The sequence below is a fragment of the Lacrimispora sp. 210928-DFI.3.58 genome, assembly GCF_020554865.1.
In the GTDB taxonomy this organism is placed as follows: Bacteria; Bacillota; Clostridia; order Lachnospirales; family Lachnospiraceae; genus Enterocloster.
Window position 1 is genome coordinate 1 of the sequence record NZ_JAJCIC010000036.1, and the last position, 19,675, is coordinate 19,675.

The window sequence follows — 19,675 nt, forward strand, 5'->3', positions numbered from 1 at the left end:
TACTATGAAAGTCCTGCCGCCGGATAGGCGGCATGTATTCAGGTATGCCAAATGCACCTGTCAGGTTTTCATGGTGCGGTGGCGCGCCGACTGCCAGGCGCATGAAGGTTTCGTAAAAAGGAAATAAGGGAGGGCATAACATGGACGCATTTGAGAGGGCAGAAGAGATGGCGCAGCTGGTACCCGGCTTTCAGTATCTGTACAGCGGGGGCGGCAGCAGAGAGGTTATTCCCCGTCTCCTAAAAATGGGATGGGGCTTATGTGCGGAAGGCGTAGAGGAGGTGGAGGCTGCCTGGCTGGCAGGGATGTCTCCCATGGATATCTATTACGCAGGAAGGGAGAAGAGGCCTGGTCAGATTGAGTCCAGCTTCGGAAAATGCAGGTTCGTGTCAGGAAGCCTGGAGGAAATGCAGGAGATCGACAGGATCAGCGCTCTGCGCCAGCTTCCGGGGCATCTGGAGGTCATAGGGATACGTGTGATACCGGATGAATATTATGACGGAAAACAGACGGGCTTTAAGGCCTCCGCACTGGGGGCACTGGCCAGGGAGTTCAGAAAGCTTCAGAACATTTCCGTCAGGGGCTGCTTCATAGAAGGCGACATTTCCAGCTTTCGGGGAAAAGAGCTGGGAAGACACTACCGCAGGTGCTATGAGACAGCCAAATGCGTTACCACGTCCCTTCCCTGCGGCATGTCCTTTGTCAATGCAGGACATTGTACAGAGCCGTTGTGGCAGAGCAGGGAAGAACAGAAGGAGAGCTTCCAGGATGTGTGCAGGGCTGCAGAGATCATGCGCTATCAGAATGATACAGCCTTTTATGCAAGGCTGCTGGTAATGTGAATTTGTGCACAGCTGGCAAAAAAGGATCTCACAGAAGCAGGTACAAAGAGACTCCGAGAGTACATTGAGTCAGAAAAAGAGGATTGCAGGTTTTGGGCTGCAATCCTCCTTTTCTTTCCATCAGTAATACATTACTTTTTCTTTCTATAATACGTATCCTGTAAAGGCAGGCTCTGGCGGAATTTGCCGTCCAGCCTGTAATATGCATGGGCGCAGGCAGGAGCAGTAGGGATCATGCACAGCTCGCCGCAGCCCTTGGCACCCAGGGAGTATAGAAGCTTATCCTCCTCCTTTGGCTCGCAGAGGATGACCTCCAGCTCCGGCGCCTCGTCAGCGCGCATAAAGCCGATGGTTCCGAAGCGGCTTTTTGGAATGCCATTTTCACACTTGAATTCCTCGGTAACTCCATAGCCGATGCCCATGATCATGCCGCCCTCGATCTGGCCCTCTACAGACTGGATATTTACCGGCGTTCCCACGTCAAAGGCAGAGACAGCCTTCGTGATCTTTCCTTCCTCATTGAGGATGATCACCTGTGTTCCGTAGGAGTAGGACACGTGGCTGACAGGATTTTCCTTGATGGCTCCTAAGGGGTCTGTCTTGACGGAGTATTCCCCATAGAATTCCTGGCCCTCTAAGTCCGCGATGGTTTTCCCGCAGTCCAGAGCACATTTGAGCTTTTCGCCGGCTCTTCTTGCAGCTTCACCGGTAACTACTGTCTGGCGGGAAGCTGTGGAGGTGCCGGAGTCCGGGGTGCGCACAGTGTCTGCGTGCTCGTGGATGAACAGCGCCGGGTTTAAGCCAGTCACATGGCAGATCTCTGTCAGTACCATTTGACCGATGCCCTGTCCCATACAGGAGGCGGAGGTGCGGATGTGGATCCTGCCCTGCTCCACAGAGAGGAGTACGCGGCCCACGTCCATCTTGCCCATGCCTGTGCCTGCATTCTTGAAGCCGCAGGCGATCCCGGCGTATGGATTGGCGTAGAAGACATCCTTTACGGCATCTAAGCAGGCCTCCATGTTGGTGTTGGGATCCGCTGTCTGGCCGTTTGGCAGGATGTCTCCCGGCTTGATGGCATTGCGGCGCCGGAACTCCCATGGGTCAAGTCCGGCCATCTCTGCTAACAGGTTGATGTTCATCTCTGTGGCAAAGCAGCTCTGCGTCACACCAAAGCCGCGGTAGGCTCCGGAGACAACGTTGTTTGTATAGACAGACATTCCGAAAATGTCGATGTTCTGATAATTGTAAGGCCCCGCTGCATGGGTGCAGGCCCGGTGGAGCACAGGACCCCCTAAGGAGGCATAGGCTCCGGTATCAGCGATGATAACGCCCTTCATGGCAGTGAGGTGGCCGTTTTCATCGCAGGCTGTGGTAAATTCCATTTCCATGGGATGGCGCTTTACATGGTAATTTAAGGAATCCTGGCGGCTGTATTTTACCTTGACAGGCTTCTTTGTGTACCAGGCCATGAGGGCAGCATACTGCTGCACAGACATATCCTCCTTGCCGCCAAAGCCGCCGCCGACCAAAGGAGCGTGGCAGTGTACCTTTTCCCGCGGCAGGCCCAGCATCTGGGCACATTCGCGCTGTACGTCGTAGACGGACTGGCTGGTGGTGTAGATGAGAAGGCCGTCATCGCCCTCAGGAAGAGCCACGCAGCACTCCGGCTCCATGAAGCCGTGTTCCTGCCAGGAGGTCTTATATTTGCGGGTCACCACATATTTGGAGTTCTTGATGGCTTCATCTGCATTTCCGCGCACCAGGGTGGCGCGGCTCATGATGTTGCCGTCCTCGTGGATCAGAGGAGCATCACCTTTTAAGGCTTCATAAGGGCTGGTGATAGGGGTGAGCTCTGTGTAATCAACTTCAATGAGAGAGAGGATCTCCTCCAGAGATTCCTGACGGTTCGTGGCAACCACGGCCAGGGCGTTTCCTACATAGCGGGTGATATCTCCCTCGCCCATCAGCACATCCCAGTCCTGCTTAATGTGGCCGATCTTGTTGCAGGGCACATCCTTTTTGGTAAGGATCTCCACGCAGTCCGGGTGCTCTAAGGCCTTTGATACATCAATGCGATTGATGAGAGCCCTGGGGTATTTGGAGTAGAGGCATTTCGCGTAGAGCATGCCGGGCATATAGATATCGTCCGCGAAAATGCCGGTGCCGTCCACCTTTTCATCTGCGTCGATCCTCTTAAAGCGCTGGTTCATCTGCAGGGTATCAGGGGCAGCGGGAATGGGCCGTTTTTCCCGGAAAAAGTCAGCCGCCATAAGGATGGCGTCCTCGATCTTCTTATAGCCTGTACAGCGGCAGAGATTGCCGCGGATCGCCTGCTTTACATCCTTCCTGGTGGGAGAAAGATTTACATCCAGCAGGCTTTTGGCGGAAATGATCATACCGGGAATGCAGAAGCCGCACTGAACGGCTCCTGCCTCTGCAAAGCAGTGCTTATAGATGTTCATTTCTTCCTCCGGTATGCCCTCCACCGTAAGGATCTGCTTGCCTTCCAATGTGCTGATCTTCGGGACGCAGGCCTTGACCTTTTTTCCGTCAATGAGTACGGTACATGTACCGCAGGCGCCTTCGCTGCAGCCGTCCTTTGTGGCGGTCAGGTGAAGATCGTCTCTTAAAAAGCGCAGAAGCTTTTTGTCATGGGCGGACTCATAGAGAGTTCCGTTGATATTCAGTGTATACATAAGCACTCCTTTATGATATTCCTTTTTCTTCTAAAAAGTCTTTTAAAAGATTCATGCATACTGCCTTTCTGTACTCAGCAGAAACACGTCCTCTGGTAAGCTCCATGCGGCTGGCATAGAGGGAGAGGATCTCATCCTTACATGCCTTTGCCTCTGCCAGGGTTTTTCCCTCAAACATCTTTTCCAGATCCCTCATGCGCAGGACAGTACCGGACACAGCGCCAAAGGCAGCAGCGATATGGCGGATCACATCCCCATCCATTACGATCAGTCCGGCAAAGGAGACGCGGGAGATGGCAAGGGCGTTGCGGCCTCCTACCTTTTTATAGTAGTAGTTCTCAAGGCCTGTGCGGGGCAGCAGAACCTCTGCAATGAGCTCATCGGAAGCCAGGTCCAGAGCTTTCCGGCCCTTATAGAACTGGCCGATATCTACAATACGCTCACCCCTCAAGGACACAAGGCGCACCTTTGCATCCGCCACAAAATGGATGAGAACGGAATCAGCCTTTGCAGAGCCATTTCCGATGTTGCCGCCAAAGGTGCCGGCATTGCGGATAGCAGGAGCAGCGATCCTTGATACGGCTTCTTTCATGAGAGGCGGGATCAGGCTGGATTCCAGAGCCTGGGTAAAAGTGACAGCAGCGCCGATGCGGACATACTCATCATCCAGACGGATCTCCTTCAACTCCGGTATCTTGCTGAGGAACAGATAGGATACGCCCTGCCTGTTTTCTACCATCAGGTCAGTGCCCCCGGCATAGGGGACGACGTCCTTTGCAGCGCGGATTTCCAATGCTTCCTGAAGTGAGGAAGGCTTATAACCATTTACCATAATCCATTTCCCTCCTTTGCGGCGTTATTGATCGCATTTACGATAGAATTGTAGCCTGTGCAGCGGCATAAGTTGCCGGAAAGACCTGTGCGGATCTCCTCCTCTGTGGGGTGAGGCGTCTTGCGGAGAAGTGCCTCTGCCGCCAGCACCATGCCTGGGATGCAGAAGCCGCACTGGACTGCGGAGACTTCTCCGAAAGCGTTGCTTAACACCTCAAAGCGCTCTGTCTGACGGAAGCCCTCCAGGGTGGTAATATCAGAGCCGTCCACAGCCCCCATTGCCACGCAGCAGGAGTTTACAAGGATCCCGTCCATAAGTACGGAGCAGGCTCCGCATTCTCCCTCCTTGCAGCCGCATTTCACGCTTGTCATGCGGTAGGTATCCCTCAGCACATCTAACAGGCGGTCGGCTGCGCTTCCTTCATATATCACTTCTGTTCCATTTAAACAAAACTGTATTCCATCCATCAGATTCCCTCCTTCATAATAACCTTCATTGTATCCTCAGGGGTAAACGGGGCATGGTTCAGGGAAACCTTTCCGCCGAGAGCCTGCTCCATCGCCTCCACATAAGCGCTGGGAGCGCCTACCAGAGGAAGCTCACCTGCACCCTTTGCACCGTAAGGGCCGTCCGGGTATTCTTCTACGTGCAGCATGCATTTTAAATTGGGTACGTCAGCAGCAGTAGGGATCAGGTAGTCGGAGAAGGAATTGTTGCGGATGCGTCCCTTGCTGTCATAGTCCATATATTCCATGGAGGCATAGCCGATTCCCTGGAGGAAGCCGCCCTCCATCTGTCCCATCACAATGTTGTAGTCCATAGGAGTACCTACATCAAAGGAGCCGTAAGCCCCCAGTATCTTTGTCAGGCCGGTATAAGTATCTATCTCTACCTCGATCGCATTGACGCCCCAGGCATAGGTGGGATAAGCATCTCCCTGGAATTTGTCCAGATAGAAGGGAATTACGAAATCGGGCTCCTTGAAATGCTCCTCGGCAATCTGGTCCTCCCCGTCGATCCAGGATTCCCTGAGCTTGATGGCACAGCGGCGCAGCAGCTCGCCAACCACCATCAGGGAGCGGGAGGCAACGGTTGGGCCGGAGTCAGGAACACGGGCAGTGTCAGGATGATTGTAGTAGACCTTTTCCAGAGGCAGGTTCAGCTCCTTTGCCACGATCTTGGGGAAGGTGGTGCGCAGGCCCTGGCCGATCTCGCCGTTGGAGGCAAGGATCTCTACGGTGCCGTCAGGATACTTGTGGAGGCGGCATACAGCCTTGATTATGTCCCGTTCACCGGAGCCGGTAAAGCCGGCGCCGTGGAAGTACATGGACATGCCGATGCCCTTGCGGTAGCGTCCTGTCTGGGGAAGGGCGTATTCCTTGTGCTTGCGCCGGAAATCACAGACAGCATCGATCTCATTGATCATATCAGGCACCGGAACCGGGAAATGGTAGATGCCGGAGGTGGAGGTGCCGTCTCCCTGCTTTACAAGGTGCTTCTCCTTAAACTCTAAGCTGTCCTCCCCTAAGTCCTTTGCAATGTGATCCATCATCATTTCCACGGCAAAGAAGGTCTGAGGCGCACCAAAGCCGCGGTATGCGCCGGTGGGAGTGGTATTGGTCTTTAATGCCCGTCCTCTCACATGAAGGTTTTCCACATTGTAAATGCCGTTGGCACAGATAATGCCGCGCTGGAGCACAACAGCGGACAGAGTGGTGTAAGCACCGCTGTTGAATTTGACATCAATGTCCATGGCTGTCACTTTGCCGTCCTTTACTGCTACCTTGTAGGTGCAGAGAGAGGGATGGCGCTTGGAGGTGAACTCTAAGTCCTCCCGCCTGTCAAAGATGATGCGCACAGGCGCGTTGGCTTTTTTGGCAGCTACAGCCACCTGACAGCCCAGAATGGAAGGGAATGCTTCTTTTCCTCCAAAGCCGCCTCCTGTGACATCCTGAAGGATATGTACGTCTGCCGGTCCGCAGCCTAAGGCCCGCATGACGGCTCCATGTACGTAGTAGGCGCACTGCAGGGATCCATGGACGAACATTTTGCCGTCCTTTTCCGGCACTGCCATCATGCCCTGGGTCTCTAAGTAGGTCTGGTCCTGATAGCCTGTGGTGAATTCCTCGGTATAGATCTTGTCGGCCTCGGCAAATGCCTTTTCCATATCTCCCTTGCCGAACTCGTAGTCAAAGAATACGGTCTCTGACTTCCGGATATCCAGTACAGGCGTGAGCTCTTCGTAGGTCACTTCGATGGAAGAGAGGATCTCATCCACCTTTTTTCCATCAGGACCAGCCACCATGGCAATGGGTTCGCCGATGTATTCTACGGTCTCTCTGGCATATACCGGGGTGTCGTCCATGACGATATTGACATTGTTGTCTCCTGGAACATCGTTCCTGTCAATGTAGAAGTAGCCCTCCGGAAGAGGCGGAACCTTGACCGAGATGAGCTTTGCCCTGGCAACCTTTGAGCGCAGGAACTTTCCGGTCAGAACTCCCTCATTGTCATAGTCGCCTACATACAGGGATGTGCCGGTTATCTTTGGTTCATGGTCTTTTTTTACAACGGATTGGCTGATTGGTCGCATAAAAAAGTATTCCCTCCTTGTCTGTGTTGCTGTTTTGCATAAAAGAAATTAAATTTTACCATAGCCTATTGTTTATAATGTTATTATAAGAGGAGTTAAAATATGATTCAAATTCTTCTTCGGAAGAACTCGGATACTTCGCAATAAAAAAGAATCCTGCTCCGCAGGAGTTTCCTATGATACAAAAAACGCGGCTGCCGGATAGGGCGGGCCGCGTTTGCAAAAACAGCAGATAGGTTTAATCCAGGGTCTTGATATCCATGTCCTTAGGAAGCACAAGGCTTAAGACGATGGAGATGACGAATACCACAGCCACCACGTTGGAGGCAAACACAGACTGGATGAGAGGAGGGAAGTTATCCCAGATCCCTACTTCAGTGGAAGCAGTGAAGCCTATGCCAATGGACATGGAGAGGGAGGCGATCACGATGTTGCGCTGGGAGAAGCCGCAGTTTGCGATCATCTGGATGCCGGAGGTCAGGATGGAGCCGAACATCATAATGGTACATCCTCCCAGTACGGCTTCCGGAAGGGAGGCAAAAAAGTTGCCGATAGGGGGCAGCAGGCCTGCTAAGATCATGCACACAGCGCCGGTCATGATGGTGAAGCGGTTCACTACCTTTGTCATTGCCACGAGTCCTACATTCTGTGAGAAGGAAGTGACGGGCGGGCATCCGAACAGGGAGGAGATGGCAGAGGCGTAGCCGTCACAGCCTAAGGAGCCGGAGATCTCTTTTCCCGTGATATCCCGGTTTAAGCCTCCTGACACAAGAGCAGAGGTGTCCCCGATGGTCTCTGCTGCGGATACCAGGAAAATGATGCAGGCGGAAATGATGGCCCCTGCATGGAATTCAGGCATAAAGGGAAGAAGCTTTGGGAAGGAGATAAAGCCGCCGGAGAAGATCAGGCTTAAATCCACCTTGCCCATAAAGATGGCAACAACATATACTACCACCAATCCCGCCAGCACAGAGAGCTGCTTTAGATAGCCCTTTGCAAAAATATTCCACAGAAGGCAGGTGAAAAGGGTGATGGAACCCAGTGCGAGATTGGCGGGAGAGCCGAAATCCTCTGCATAGCCTCCGCCAAAGGAGCGGGCCCCCACGGTAAAAAGGGAAAAGCCAATGGCTGTCACCACAGAGGCAGCCACAACAGGCGTTATGAGCTTTCTCCAGTATTTTGCCAGGAGTCCTAAGGTACCCTCAAACAGGCCGCCGATGAGCACGGCGCCGATCACAGAGGGGTAGCCGTAATTTGCGGCAATGGTGCTTAAGACAGTCACGAAGGTAAAGCTGACACCCATGACAACAGGAAGCCTGGAGCCGATCCGCCAGACAGGATACAGCTGGATCAGGGTGGCGATGCCTGCCACGAACATGGCATTCTGCAGGAGAATGGCTATCTGGGCCTGGGTCAGGGCAGGCTGGGCTGCTCCTGCAATGATGGTGATGGGAGCCAGGTTGGAGACAAACATGGCCAGGATGTGCTGGAGGCCAAAGGGAACTGCCTTCCCCACAGGAACCCTGCCGTCCAGCTGATAGATGTTTTTGATGCTGCAATTGGATTGATTGCTCATTATGTAACCCTCCTTCTATATGTTGTTGTCATACCGGAGCAAAACGGCTGACACAAGATTCATATTCACTTCTGGTATCCAGATCGATCCATACGCCCGGATCATCCACGGGAACATAGCGGCTGATTGCCTCGTACTGTGTCCATATGCGCCGCAGCCCGCCTTCTCCCTGATACTCCAGTATATGCGGGATAAGGCTTTTGTGTATCAGAGGAGGATGCTTTGGATGGCCCTCCAGGGTGGGGAAAAGCAAAAAAGAGCCCTGTTTAGGCCGGGCATTCAGCAGATGGGAAAAGGTGCTTCTGCTCACCACAGGCATATCACCGGGCAGCAGGAAAAAAGACTGGCATTCCGGCATGGCGCGCAGCCCGCACTTCACAGACTCCAGCATATCAGTTGATCCATACTGAAGGTTCCAGGCACAGATGACCTCGGAGCCATACCGCTTTTTCAGGACAGCCTCCAGCTCCGGTCCGCGAAAGCCCAGGACAACAATGACCTGACGTACATGGGCAGAGAGCATACTGTCTATGGAAGCTTCGATCAGGGTTTTGGAGCCAAAGGGGAGCAGCGGCTTGAAGGCTCCCATGCGAGAGGAGAGTCCGGCAGCCAGAATGAGGCCATTTACAGGACAGATATTGTCTATTTGCATAAAAAAGCCCCCTTTTCATAATGGTATCTTGTATATAGTGCCATTATAGAAAGGGGGGCATGGTATTTCAAGTTATTCCTGAAAAGAACTCGAACGCATGAATGCGTTAAGGCAGCATCCCGTTCTCGTGGAACAGGGTGGAAAAGCGGGATTGGGCGTACCGGAACACCTCATCCTCAAACTGCATCCAGGTGCGCAGGAACAGCAGGCCCTGGCTGGTAAGGGTCGTATTACCGCCCCGGCTCCCGCCGTGCCTTCGGTCTACAATAGGAAAGCCCGTCTCCGCCTCCAGTTTATTGAGCATATCCCAGGCCTTTCCATAGGAGAGGGCCATGGCGGTACAGGCGCTGCGCACAGAATGGGTGTCATAGATCAGGTAGAGAAGGAGCTTGATGCGGGTATTGAAAAAGGCATGCTCCTTCTGAAGGCTCAGCTGTACCGTGGGATGCAGAAGGGCCTGGTTGTGTTCGGCGAGACGCTCTTTGAGCTGCCCGCTGTCACGGATGCTGATGGAGATACCGGGATCATCCACAGGGACGACAAGCCGCCTGTGTTCTAAGGAGGCAATGGCAGAGCGCAGCCCCCCTTCCCCCTGAAAGTCCAGAATATCAGGGACAACCGCTTCTGACAGCACAATGGGATGACCGCCGGTGCCGTTGTAGGATGGCGTGATGATGTCGCTGTCCGCAGCCAGGAGCTGGCGGATGGTGTTGGAAGTGAACATGGGCACATTCACCGGAGTGAAGACCATGCGGTCACATTTGCCCTGAAGGTAGCGCAGGCCTATTTTGACAGACTCAAAAAGCTCCGGCTCCTCGCAGTCATCATTGCGGACAAAGATAACACCATAGCCGGAAAGCTGATATTTTACCTCAAATTCTTCTGTGCCGGTGACAATGACAATAGGAAAAATGCCTGCCTGCTGAAAGGACAGAACCAGTCTCTTGATGATCGAAATAGACCCGATCTGCAGCAATGGCAGGGCCGTTTTCTTGCTGGCGGCTGCAATGATCCCGCCTATACGGTTGATCTTCATTTTACCGTTGCCTCCTTAAATTGAATCGCTTGATCCGTTATTCTCTATATGGTATCACGAGATTTTGGAAAGAGCAAGTTCTTCTGGAGAGGAGGTCAGGAGAGCAGATGGACGCATTTTTTATCCATTTCAATCAGCTCTTCCTCTTTCATGCGCTTTAATTCTCTGGTCATGGCACTGCGGTCAATAGAGAGATAGTCGGCCAGGTCCACCATGGTAAAGGGCAGACAGAAGGTAGGTGCCTTTGCCTGGGCTGCCAGCTGGGAAAAATAGCACATGAGCTTTTCGCGGATGGTGCGCTGGGACAAGACCTCCACCCGGCGGCTTAAGCTTAGGGCGCGCTCTGATATGAGGTTCAGCAGGTTCTGGGTCAGCTGGTGGTGGTGAGGACAGGCCTTTGTGCAGGAAGCGCTGACTTTGCAGTATTGGAGGAACAGGACAGTGCAGGGGGTGTCGCAGATGACATGGACACCGGCCTGTTCGCTGCAGTCATAGGACAGCATCTGCCCAAACAGATCCTGTGGGCCAAGGCGTTCCAGAATAGTCCTTGCTCCATTGTATTCATAGCGGACAACAGAGGCAGTCCCGCTGCCAATGATGCCGATCTCCTGGAAGCTGCTGCTGTAGCAGCAGATGGTCTCCCCGCTCTCAAAGGATTTTGTCCTGGCCCCCAGACATGACAGAAGGCGTTTGTATTCTTCCATGGAAATGTCCTTAAACAGGTTTTTCTGAAAATATTCGGTCATATGGTACTCCTCTTGCTTCTTGCAATGTGATCACTTCTATCATAATACGTTTGTGTTGCAAATGCAACTATTATGATGATGCGGCACATTAACGTGATGGCTGACAACAGTGCAGGCTGGATGAAAGAGAGAATGGGACACAACTAAAAAGTTGTGAAAACCACAACAAATTAACTGGACAAATGAGATATTTTGTTTTATAGTATAAACCAATGAAGGCAAGGGGGCAGGCATAGGAGTACAGCTTGCCCTTTTCATCTTTTCATCATATAAGAAAGTTCTCCGGACTTCCCTATATGAAAAAGCCCGGTCTGCAGGATCGCAACCCTAAAGGGGGCTAAAAATTAGGAGGTAGATAATATGGTATCACTATATGAAGGCGGCATCTATCTGGTAAATGGAACAGAAATCGTTCCGGAGAAGGAGGGTGCAAAGGTAAAAGCACTGACAGGAAAAGATGCAGAAAAGGAATCTGCCAGGAAGGGAACCATCGCGTATTCCATTCTGAAGGCTCACAACACATCCGACAACATGGAGCATCTGAAGCTCAAATTCGACAGCATGGCATCTCACGATATTACCTTTGTAGGAATCGTGCAGACAGCCAAGGCATCGGGCATGGAACAATTCCCAATCCCTTATGTATTGACAAATTGTCATAATACGCTCTGTGCAGTGGGCGGAACCATCAATGAAGACGATCACATGTTCGGCCTTTCCGCTGCAAAAAAATACGGCGGTATCTATGTTCCTCCCCATATTGCGGTCATTCATCAGTATATGAGGGAGATGATGGCAGGCTGCGGAAGGATGATCTTAGGTTCCGACAGCCATACCCGCTACGGCGCTCTGGGAACCATGGCTGTGGGAGAGGGCGGCGGAGAGCTGGTAAAGCAGCTTCTTTGTGACACCTATGATGTGGCTTATCCGGGAGTGGTTGCCGTATATCTGGACGGCGCGCCAAGGCCGGGCACAGGTCCTCAGGATATTGCCCTGGCGATCATCGGAGCCGTATTTAAGAATGGATATGTAAAGAATAAGGTAATGGAGTTTGTAGGCCCAGGCGTTGCATCCATGACGACCGATTACCGCAATGGCGTAGATGTTATGACAACGGAGACGACCTGCCTTTCCTCCATCTGGAAGACGGATGAGGATACAAGGGCTTATCTTGCAAAGCATCACAGGGAGGATGCATATAAGGAGCTGGCGCCTGCAGATGTGGCATACTATGACGGCTGCGTGTATGTAGACTTATCTACCGTAAAGCCCATGATCGCTCTTCCCTTCCATCCCAGCAATACATATGAGATCGATGAGTTAAAGGCAAATCTGACCGATATCCTGGGCTCTGTGGAGGCAGAGGCGGCCAAGGTGTCCGGAGGCAAGGCACAGTTTACCCTCCTTGACAAGGTAAAGGGAGGAGAGCTTTTCGTGCAGCAGGCTGTGATCGCAGGCTGTGCAGGCGGTACCTACTCTAATGTAATGGAAGCAGCCCAGGCGTTAAAGGGCAGAAACTGCGGCTGCGATGAATTTTCACTGGCAGTTTATCCATCCTCCCAGCCGGTATTTGCAGATCTGGTAAAGAAGGGAGCGGTATCTGACCTGATGGATGCAGGTGCGATCATCCGCACAGCCTTCTGCGGCCCCTGCTTCGGCGCAGGAGATACGCCCTGCAACAATGGCTTAAGCATCCGCCACACCACCAGGAACTTCCCAAACAGGGAGGGCTCCAAGCCGGGAAATGGACAGATGGCGGCGGTGGCCCTTATGGATGCCCGTTCCATCGCAGCTACTGCTGCAAACGGCGGACGGCTGACCTCCGCATGGGAGATGGACGGCTGGGACAATGTGCCTGAATATGAATTTGACGATATTTCCTATAAGAACCGTGTATACATGGGTTATGGAAAGGGAGAGGCTGAAAAGTCCCTCGTATATGGCCCAAATATCAAGGACTGGCCGGAGATGAGTCCGTTGGCGGATAATATCCTTTTAAAGGTATGTTCTAAGATCATGGACCCTGTTACCACAACAGATGAGCTGATACCTTCCGGAGAGACCTCCTCCTACCGCTCCAATCCTCTGGGACTGGCGGAGTTTACCCTTTCCAGAAGAGATCCTGAGTACGTAGGAAGGGCAAAGGAAGTGGATAAGCTGGAAAAGGCCAGAACAAAGGCCGGAGAGGCAGAGGAGCTTGCCCTGGAGCCGGTACTGGCCGGTATCTTTGAAAAGATCCGCACCATTCCGGGAAATGAGAATGTCCGCGCAGGAGAGACAGAAATCGGAAGCATGGTCTATGCTGTGAAGCCGGGTGACGGCTCTGCCAGAGAGCAGGCTGCCAGCTGTCAGAGAGTGATCGGCGGGCTGGCAAATATCTGCAGGGAGTACGCCACAAAGCGTTACCGCTCCAATGTGATGAACTGGGGGATGGTTCCATTCCAGATGGAGGCAGAGCCGGAGTTTGAAGTAGGCGACTACATTTATGTGCCGGGCATTAAGGCAGCCTTAGACGGCGACTTAAAGGACATCAAGGCCTACGTGCTGGGCAAGGGAACTGAGGATGGCATAAAGGAGCTTACGCTGTACATTGCCGATATGACAGCAGAAGAGCGTGAGATCGTAAAGGCAGGCTGCCTGATCAATTATAATAAGAACCGTCACTGACAACCAGGAAATGCAGAAAGGAAGATCAACATTGGTAAAAGAAAGCTATCTGGCACAATTCTATGGAAAATCTCAGAACTATACGGATATTCCGAATAAATGGTACAAAGAGTACAATGTAAAGAAGGGCCTGCGCAATGAAGACGGAACAGGCGTGCGCATCGGATTGACGAGAGTGGCAGACGTTGTGGGCTATGAGGAGACGGAAGAAGGGATCAAAGCCATACCCGGTAAGCTGTTCTACAGGGGAATTGATGTCAATGATCTGGTCATGGGCAAGAGAGGCAGCCATTTTGGATACGAGGAGGTATGCTTCCTGCTGCTTTTTGGCTATCTGCCAAAGGAGAAGGAGTTAGACAGCTTCTGCAGCATTATCAGGGACTGCTATGAGATACCGGATGAATTCGTGGAAATGAACCTTCTGCGCATGCCGGGCAGGAACTTGATGAATAAGCTCCAGGATGCGGTGCTTACCCTCTACAATTATGATGAGGACCCGGATAACACAGAGGTGTATGAGACCCTGGTAAAGGGAATCAACCTTCTGGCAAAGCTGCCCTCCATTGCCTGCTATGCATATCAGAGCAAGGTGCATTATTATAACAGGGACAGCTTATTTATCCACTATGCAAATCCGGAATACTCCATTGCAGAGAATTTCTTAAGCCTTTTGAGAAAGGATCAGAAATTCTCCGTGAAGGAAGCCGGGCTGTTAGATACCATACTTATGCTCCACGCAGACCACGGCGGCGGTAACAACTCTACCTTTACCAATGTGGTGATCTCCTCCACGGGAACGGATATCTACTCCACCGTGTCCGGCAGCATCGGTTCCTTAAAGGGACCGCGCCACGGAGGAGCCAATATCAAGGTGGCCGAGATGATGGATGCCGTGCTGGAGGAGGCAGGCGGCTATGAGGCTGACGACGCCCGCATCCGTCAGGCAGTGGAAAAGCTCATGGCAGGGAAGCTCTACGACCAGTCCGGCCTTGTCTACGGCTTCGGCCATGCGGTCTATACTATTTCCGATCCCCGTGCGGAGATGCTGAGAGAGTGCTGCATTGCGGTGGCAAAGGAAAAGAACCTGATGACAGAGCTGGATTTCCGCATGCGGTTTGAGCGCATTGCAAAGGAGGTCATGGAGGAGAAGAAGGGCCGTTCCCTTCCGACAAATGTGGACTACTACAGCGGCTTTGCCTATGAGATGTTAGGCATCCCAAGAGATCTCTATACACCGCTGTTCATGTGCAGCCGTATCGTGGGCTGGGTGGCACACAATATTGAGAATAAGCTGTATGACGGCCGCATCATGCGTCCGGCAACGAAGTATGTGGGCGAGAACCATGAATATGTTCCAATGGAGGAGAGATAACAATGAGCGATAAGATTACAGTATTTAAAGGCGATGGAATCGGACCGGAGATCACAGATGCTGTGCTGGCTATCCTGGATGCAGCCGGAGCCGGACTGGAGTATGAGATCTTCAATGTGGGCGAGGCAGAGTATGAGGCTCATGGGGCGCTCATTCCGGAGGAGGCCTTTGCCTCCTTTGAGAGAAATAAAGTGCTTTTAAAATCCCCCATCACCACTCCTGTGGGCAAGGGCTTCCGCTCCTTAAATGTTATGATGCGGAAGAAATATGACCTGTACGCCAATATCCGCCCGGCAAAGTCCAACAAGGCCGTGAAGACCGCATTTGACAATGTGGACATTGTGATGTTCAGGGAAAATACAGAGGATCTGTATGCAGGAGTGGAGGAGATGATCGACAAGGATACGGCTCACTCCATCAAGATCATCACCAGAAAATGCAGCGAGAGGATCGTGAGGGATGCCTTTGAATACGCTGTGCGCCAGGGAAGAAAGAAGGTGACCTGCGTTCACAAGGCCAACATTATGAAGCTGTCAGACGGCCTGTTCCGCGATGTGTTCTACGAGGTCAGCAGGGAATATCCCCAGATCGAGGCTGAGGATAAGATCGTTGACAACGTGGCAATGCAGCTGGTGATGAGGCCCCAGCAGTTTGATGTGGTCGTGACAGAGAATCTTTACGGAGATATCCTGTCTGACCTGACAAGCGGCCTGATCGGCGGCCTGGGCCTTCTGCCCTCCAGCAACTTAGGCTGCGGCTACGCCATGTTTGAGGCTGTACACGGAAGCGCGCCTGATATTGCAGGAAAGGGGATCGCAAATCCCACAGCCTTCCTGTGGTCAGCCTGCATGATGCTGGAGCACATGGGAAAGAATGAGTGTGCAGCAAGGATCCGAAAGGCAGTGGATGAGGTACTGGCAGAAGGAAGTGTTATGACTCCCGACCTGGGTGGAACAGCCACCACAGCAGAATATCAGAGGGCCATCATCGACAGGCTGTAGAGACAAAAGACAGGCAGTATCAGACGCCGGGGAAAACGGTGCGCTGGTACTGCCTTTTTATGTCCTTCTTCACCTGGTTCACAGCCCCATATCAAAGAGGCTCAGCTGCTTTATCTTTGGCCCGCTTCCTTTGGCCTGTTCCCTGATATAGGAACTTTCCGGGATATCAGCCATAAAGGGAGATGGCTCCTCCGAGCAGCTTAGGATCAGCTCTTCCTTTGCCCTTGTCATTGCCACATAGAAAAGACGGCGTTCCTCCTCTGTATCTACGGATCCTTTGGAGGAGCTTAAGGGGAGGATGCCCTGCTTTAACCCATAGAGGAAGACGGCAGGAAATTCCAGGCCCTTGGAGGCGTGGAAGGTCATAAGCCTTACGGCATCAGAGGAATAGGAGGGGCGGCCCTTTCTCTGCAGATCGCCTTCACTTCCAAAGGACAGTGTATAGAGCATGTCCGCCATGGTCTTATGGAAGTAGGACATGCAGATCAGCTGTTCCACCGGCTTATGGGAGGAAAATCCGGAAGCGGATGCGATCTCCTCCAGCATTTTCCAGGGCCGCTCCTTTTTCAGGCAGGGCAGAAAGGCGGCTGCAAGCTCATCTGTCATGGAGGCCGTGATGGAGGAGCCTGCTTTTAAGAGAAGCTGTCTCGCCTGGCAAAGAAGGGCATCTGGCCGGACAGGGGCCAAAGCAGTGGGCAGCTGCTTTGCGTACGCAGATGGGGCTGACCGCTCATCAGGGAGAGCGGGAGAGGGGGAGCCTTGTGGAGTGTCCTCTGCCTGCTGGCTGCGGAGGATCAGGCCATGGAAAAATGTGAGGATACCACGCACAGCCATATCATCCAGATACTCCTCCCGTCCAGCCACCGTATAAGGGATATCTTCCTTCTGCAGGCACTGCTCCAAAAGCCTTGCCTGATGGTTGGTGCGGTAGAGGATGGCGATCTCAGAAAAGCTGTAGGTGCGTTCATCCGGGCGAAAATCCCTGTTATGGGCATCCAGCATATCCATGCCGCCCACCATCCGGTTGATCTCCTTTGCAATAAAGATGGCCTCTGACAGGCCGCTTTCCGCTGTGACAAGGCGGACAGGGCCGCGGTCAGGAAGAACGGGGGAAAGCCGGCGCTCTCCGCCGGGATTGCAGGAGATGAGAGGCAGGGCAGCGCCCAGGATCTGGGGGCTGGAGCGGTAGTTGGATAACAGGCGGATGACAGCGGTCTGGGGGTAGTCCTCCAACAGGCGGTCAAAGCACTGGCTGTCGGAGCCGCGGAAGCCATAGATGGACTGATCCGGGTCACCGATCACAAAGATCTCCTTCATCCCTTTATTCCATGCCTGGATCAGGCGGTACTGCATGGGGCTGATATCCTGGAATTCATCTACCAGAAGGTAGGAAAAATGCTGCTTTCTGTATTCTGTCCTTTTCTCTTCCTCCAGAAGCTTTATGGTATAAAGCAGCAGGTCGTCAAAATCCATAAGGCCCTGGGCTTTCAGAAGGCCGTTGTAGTAGGAGGATGCTTCCTCTGAGAGAATATGGATCCCTGATTTTTCAAGGGACAGCTCTGTGAGAAACTGCTTCACAGAGCAGGGCAGGTCCAGGGCTTCGATGGTCTGGGCAGCCGCCGCCTCCTTCTGGGCATCGTCTGCCAGTTCAAGGGAAAGTCCAGTCTCCTTTAGCATGCGGTAGCACAGGGAATGGAAGGTGCCGATCTGCATTTGTCCGATGCTGCGCTTGCCTGGAAGCTGGCTCCGTATGCGCTCCTTTAATTCACCAGCCGCCTTGCTGGTAAAGGTAACTGCTGTGATCTCTGAGGGCTTGACACCGCGTTCACCCATGAGCCAGGCCAATCGGGCTACCAGCGTTTTCGTCTTGCCTGTGCCGGGACCGGCAATGACGGCTGTCACCGGGAGAATGGAGGCGACGGCCTGGAGCTGGTTGGGGTTTAAGTCTGAAAAGGCAGGGCCGGCTGCCGCCTTTGTGCCAACAGAAGAAAATGGCAGAGGCGCTGGAGCGGGGGTGGCGGCGGGTGATGCTTTGGCTGATGCAGAAAGCAGAGCTCCATCGGATCCTGTACCTGCAGCACAGGCAGAGGCAGCTGCTGCCGATGTTTCCGCTGCTGCTTCTGTTTGTGCGGGGACAGCCCCGGAAGCTGATCCCTCCAGCCCGCTATCCCCAAACAGGGACAGCTGCCCCTCCACATCCTCCAGCTCCGCTGACTGAAACAGCTTCATAGTCCCGTATTCCCCGTCATAGCCGGGTCTCCATTCCACATGGCCCTCCCGGAGATGGCGGACGCCCTCGGCGGTCAGGCGGCCCAGCACATCCTGGATATCACCCAGAGGCGCCTGGCGCAGGATATAAAATTCATTTCCCAGCTCATTAAGGCCCTGCTCGTAATGGCGCGCTGTCTTCACGCTGGCAGCAGATGTGCCCAGGGCAGCTCCTATGACTTCCGGCAGGGGGATCAGGTTTTCATAAGGCCGTCCGGAGGAAAGGGCAAAGCCCTCCTTCCTGTCAGCCAGCTGTTCGATCCGGTGGAGCACTCCTGTGGTAAGCTTTTTCCCGCATACCGGGCAGATGCCCTTTAAGCGTTCGGCTTCCGACGGAGTTAAGCAGAGATGGCATTTTCTATGGCCGTCAAAATGGTATTTTCCCTCCTCCGGGAAGAACTCAATGGTGCCCATAAGCCCCTGTCCCCGCTGGATGGCCCTGTAAAGCCCCTGATAGGACATGTCGATGTCCAGCAGGTTGGCTTCCCGTCCAAGTTTAGCAGGGGAGTGGGCGTCTGAGTTGGAGATCAGATGAAAACCGTCCAGTGCAGAAAGCCTCCAGTTCATGGCCGGATCAGAGGACAGGCCTGTTTCCAGAGCGTGGATCTCAGGCGTGAGCTCTTCAAAGCACTCCTCGATGGTGTCAAAGCCGGAAAATGCCCCAAAGAGGGAAAAGTGGGGCGTCCAGATGTGGGCAGGCACATAGATGGCCTCCGGACATACCTCCAAAGTCAGTGCCAGCAGGTCGTGGCAGTCCAGCCCCAGTATGGGCCTTCCGTCCGAATGGATATTTCCAATGGCTTCCAGACGGCGGCTTAACTCCTCCGCCTCCTTAAGACCTGGAAGAAGGATCAAGCTGTGGACCTTGCGTGTCCGTCCATTTTTCTTGTAAATAGAGCTGATCTCGCCGCTGATCACGAACCGGGGAGTCCTGGAGGAAGACGGGGCTCCCTCTGTTATCCGCAGCTCCTCCTTTAATATATAAAGCCCGGGCTCCGCAGGAACAAGTGCTTCTGAAAGCTCCTTTCTCCATGCCGGATGAGTAAAATCGCCGGTTCCCAAAATATCGATTCCTTTCTTTCTTGCCCACAGATCCAGCTGGCTGGGGTTCAGCTCACGGCTGGTAGCTCTGGAGTAGCGGGAATGGATATGAAAATCACCTATATACATATCATACACCTTCTTTTAAAATCGTCATTTGCCTTCAATGGATACACATCCATATATCCTGCCACAGATACATTTCCGGCAGGCGTCATATTCATTATACATGGCAGAAACTCTGCTGTCATGGGGATTTTTTGGAAGAAAAGAGGCAGAAAAGAGCCGGACAGCAATTGAAACGGGAAAATACCATCTGCATTCAGCGAAGGAATTTTCCCATTTCAATT

13 protein-coding genes are annotated in these 19,675 nt (G+C 53.0%); 4 read left to right on the forward strand and 9 right to left on the reverse strand.

Annotated elements, in window-relative coordinates; translation table 11 throughout:
- The first annotated feature begins 140 nt into the window (after positions 1–140).
- Positions 141–842: a hypothetical protein gene (locus LIZ87_RS17950; protein WP_227148696.1), complete on the forward strand. Its 702-nt coding sequence runs from the start codon at positions 141–143 to the stop codon at positions 840–842.
- 131 nt (positions 843–973) lie between these two features.
- Here LIZ87_RS17950 and xdh read toward each other — a convergent pair whose 3' ends face one another.
- The 8 genes from xdh to LIZ87_RS17990 all read right to left on the reverse strand — a co-directional run bounded on the left by xdh (position 974) and on the right by LIZ87_RS17990 (position 10,976).
- Positions 974–3,541, reverse strand: a complete 2,568-nt coding sequence (gene xdh, locus LIZ87_RS17955) for a selenium-dependent xanthine dehydrogenase (protein ID WP_227148697.1) — start codon at positions 3,539–3,541, stop codon at positions 974–976.
- A gap of 10 nt (positions 3,542–3,551) precedes the next feature.
- On the reverse strand, positions 3,552–4,373 hold the full coding sequence (locus LIZ87_RS17960) for an FAD binding domain-containing protein (RefSeq protein WP_227148698.1): 822 nt from the start codon (positions 4,371–4,373) through the stop codon (positions 3,552–3,554).
- Positions 4,367–4,840, reverse strand: coding sequence for a (2Fe-2S)-binding protein (locus LIZ87_RS17965; protein ID WP_227148699.1), 474 nt, complete (start codon positions 4,838–4,840; stop codon positions 4,367–4,369). The genes LIZ87_RS17960 and LIZ87_RS17965 overlap by 7 nt, the downstream gene beginning before the upstream one ends.
- The gene (locus LIZ87_RS17970) at positions 4,840–6,966 is read right to left on the reverse strand and encodes a xanthine dehydrogenase family protein molybdopterin-binding subunit (RefSeq protein ID WP_227148700.1); all 2,127 of its coding nucleotides are present in this window, start codon (positions 6,964–6,966) and stop codon (positions 4,840–4,842) included. Before LIZ87_RS17970 ends, LIZ87_RS17965 begins: the two co-directional genes overlap by 1 nt.
- Positions 6,967–7,204: 238 nt before the next feature.
- On the reverse strand, positions 7,205–8,542 hold the full coding sequence (locus tag LIZ87_RS17975) for a uracil-xanthine permease family protein (protein ID WP_227148701.1): 1,338 nt from the start codon (positions 8,540–8,542) through the stop codon (positions 7,205–7,207).
- Between the two features lie 28 nt (positions 8,543–8,570).
- Positions 8,571–9,194 carry a nucleotidyltransferase family protein gene (locus LIZ87_RS17980; RefSeq protein ID WP_227148702.1) on the reverse strand — a complete coding sequence of 208 codons (624 nt, stop codon included), beginning with the start codon at positions 9,192–9,194 and terminating at the stop codon, positions 8,571–8,573.
- Positions 9,195–9,300: 106 nt separating this feature from the next.
- Positions 9,301–10,230, reverse strand: coding sequence for an NTP transferase domain-containing protein (locus LIZ87_RS17985; RefSeq protein WP_227148703.1), 930 nt, complete (start codon positions 10,228–10,230; stop codon positions 9,301–9,303).
- 95 nt (positions 10,231–10,325) lie between these two features.
- On the reverse strand, positions 10,326–10,976 hold the full coding sequence (locus LIZ87_RS17990) for a Crp/Fnr family transcriptional regulator (protein WP_178314036.1): 651 nt from the start codon (positions 10,974–10,976) through the stop codon (positions 10,326–10,328).
- Positions 10,977–11,336: 360 nt separating this feature from the next.
- Here LIZ87_RS17990 and LIZ87_RS17995 point away from each other — a divergent pair, with 360 nt between their 5' ends.
- The 3 genes from LIZ87_RS17995 to LIZ87_RS18005 are packed head-to-tail and all read left to right on the forward strand — an operon-like array spanning position 11,337 to position 16,016.
- Positions 11,337–13,643: a hydratase gene (locus tag LIZ87_RS17995; RefSeq protein ID WP_227148704.1), complete on the forward strand. Its 2,307-nt coding sequence runs from the start codon at positions 11,337–11,339 to the stop codon at positions 13,641–13,643.
- Positions 13,644–13,674: 31 nt separating this feature from the next.
- The gene (locus tag LIZ87_RS18000) at positions 13,675–15,015 is read left to right on the forward strand and encodes a citrate synthase (RefSeq protein ID WP_227148705.1); all 1,341 of its coding nucleotides are present in this window, start codon (positions 13,675–13,677) and stop codon (positions 15,013–15,015) included.
- A gap of 2 nt (positions 15,016–15,017) precedes the next feature.
- Positions 15,018–16,016: an isocitrate/isopropylmalate dehydrogenase family protein gene (locus LIZ87_RS18005; RefSeq protein ID WP_178315493.1), complete on the forward strand. Its 999-nt coding sequence runs from the start codon at positions 15,018–15,020 to the stop codon at positions 16,014–16,016.
- Between the two features lie 78 nt (positions 16,017–16,094).
- On the opposite strand, the gene LIZ87_RS18010 is transcribed toward LIZ87_RS18005, so the two are convergent.
- On the reverse strand, positions 16,095–19,454 hold the full coding sequence (locus LIZ87_RS18010) for a UvrD-helicase domain-containing protein (RefSeq protein WP_227148706.1): 3,360 nt from the start codon (positions 19,452–19,454) through the stop codon (positions 16,095–16,097).
- Positions 19,455–19,675 lie beyond the last annotated feature (221 nt).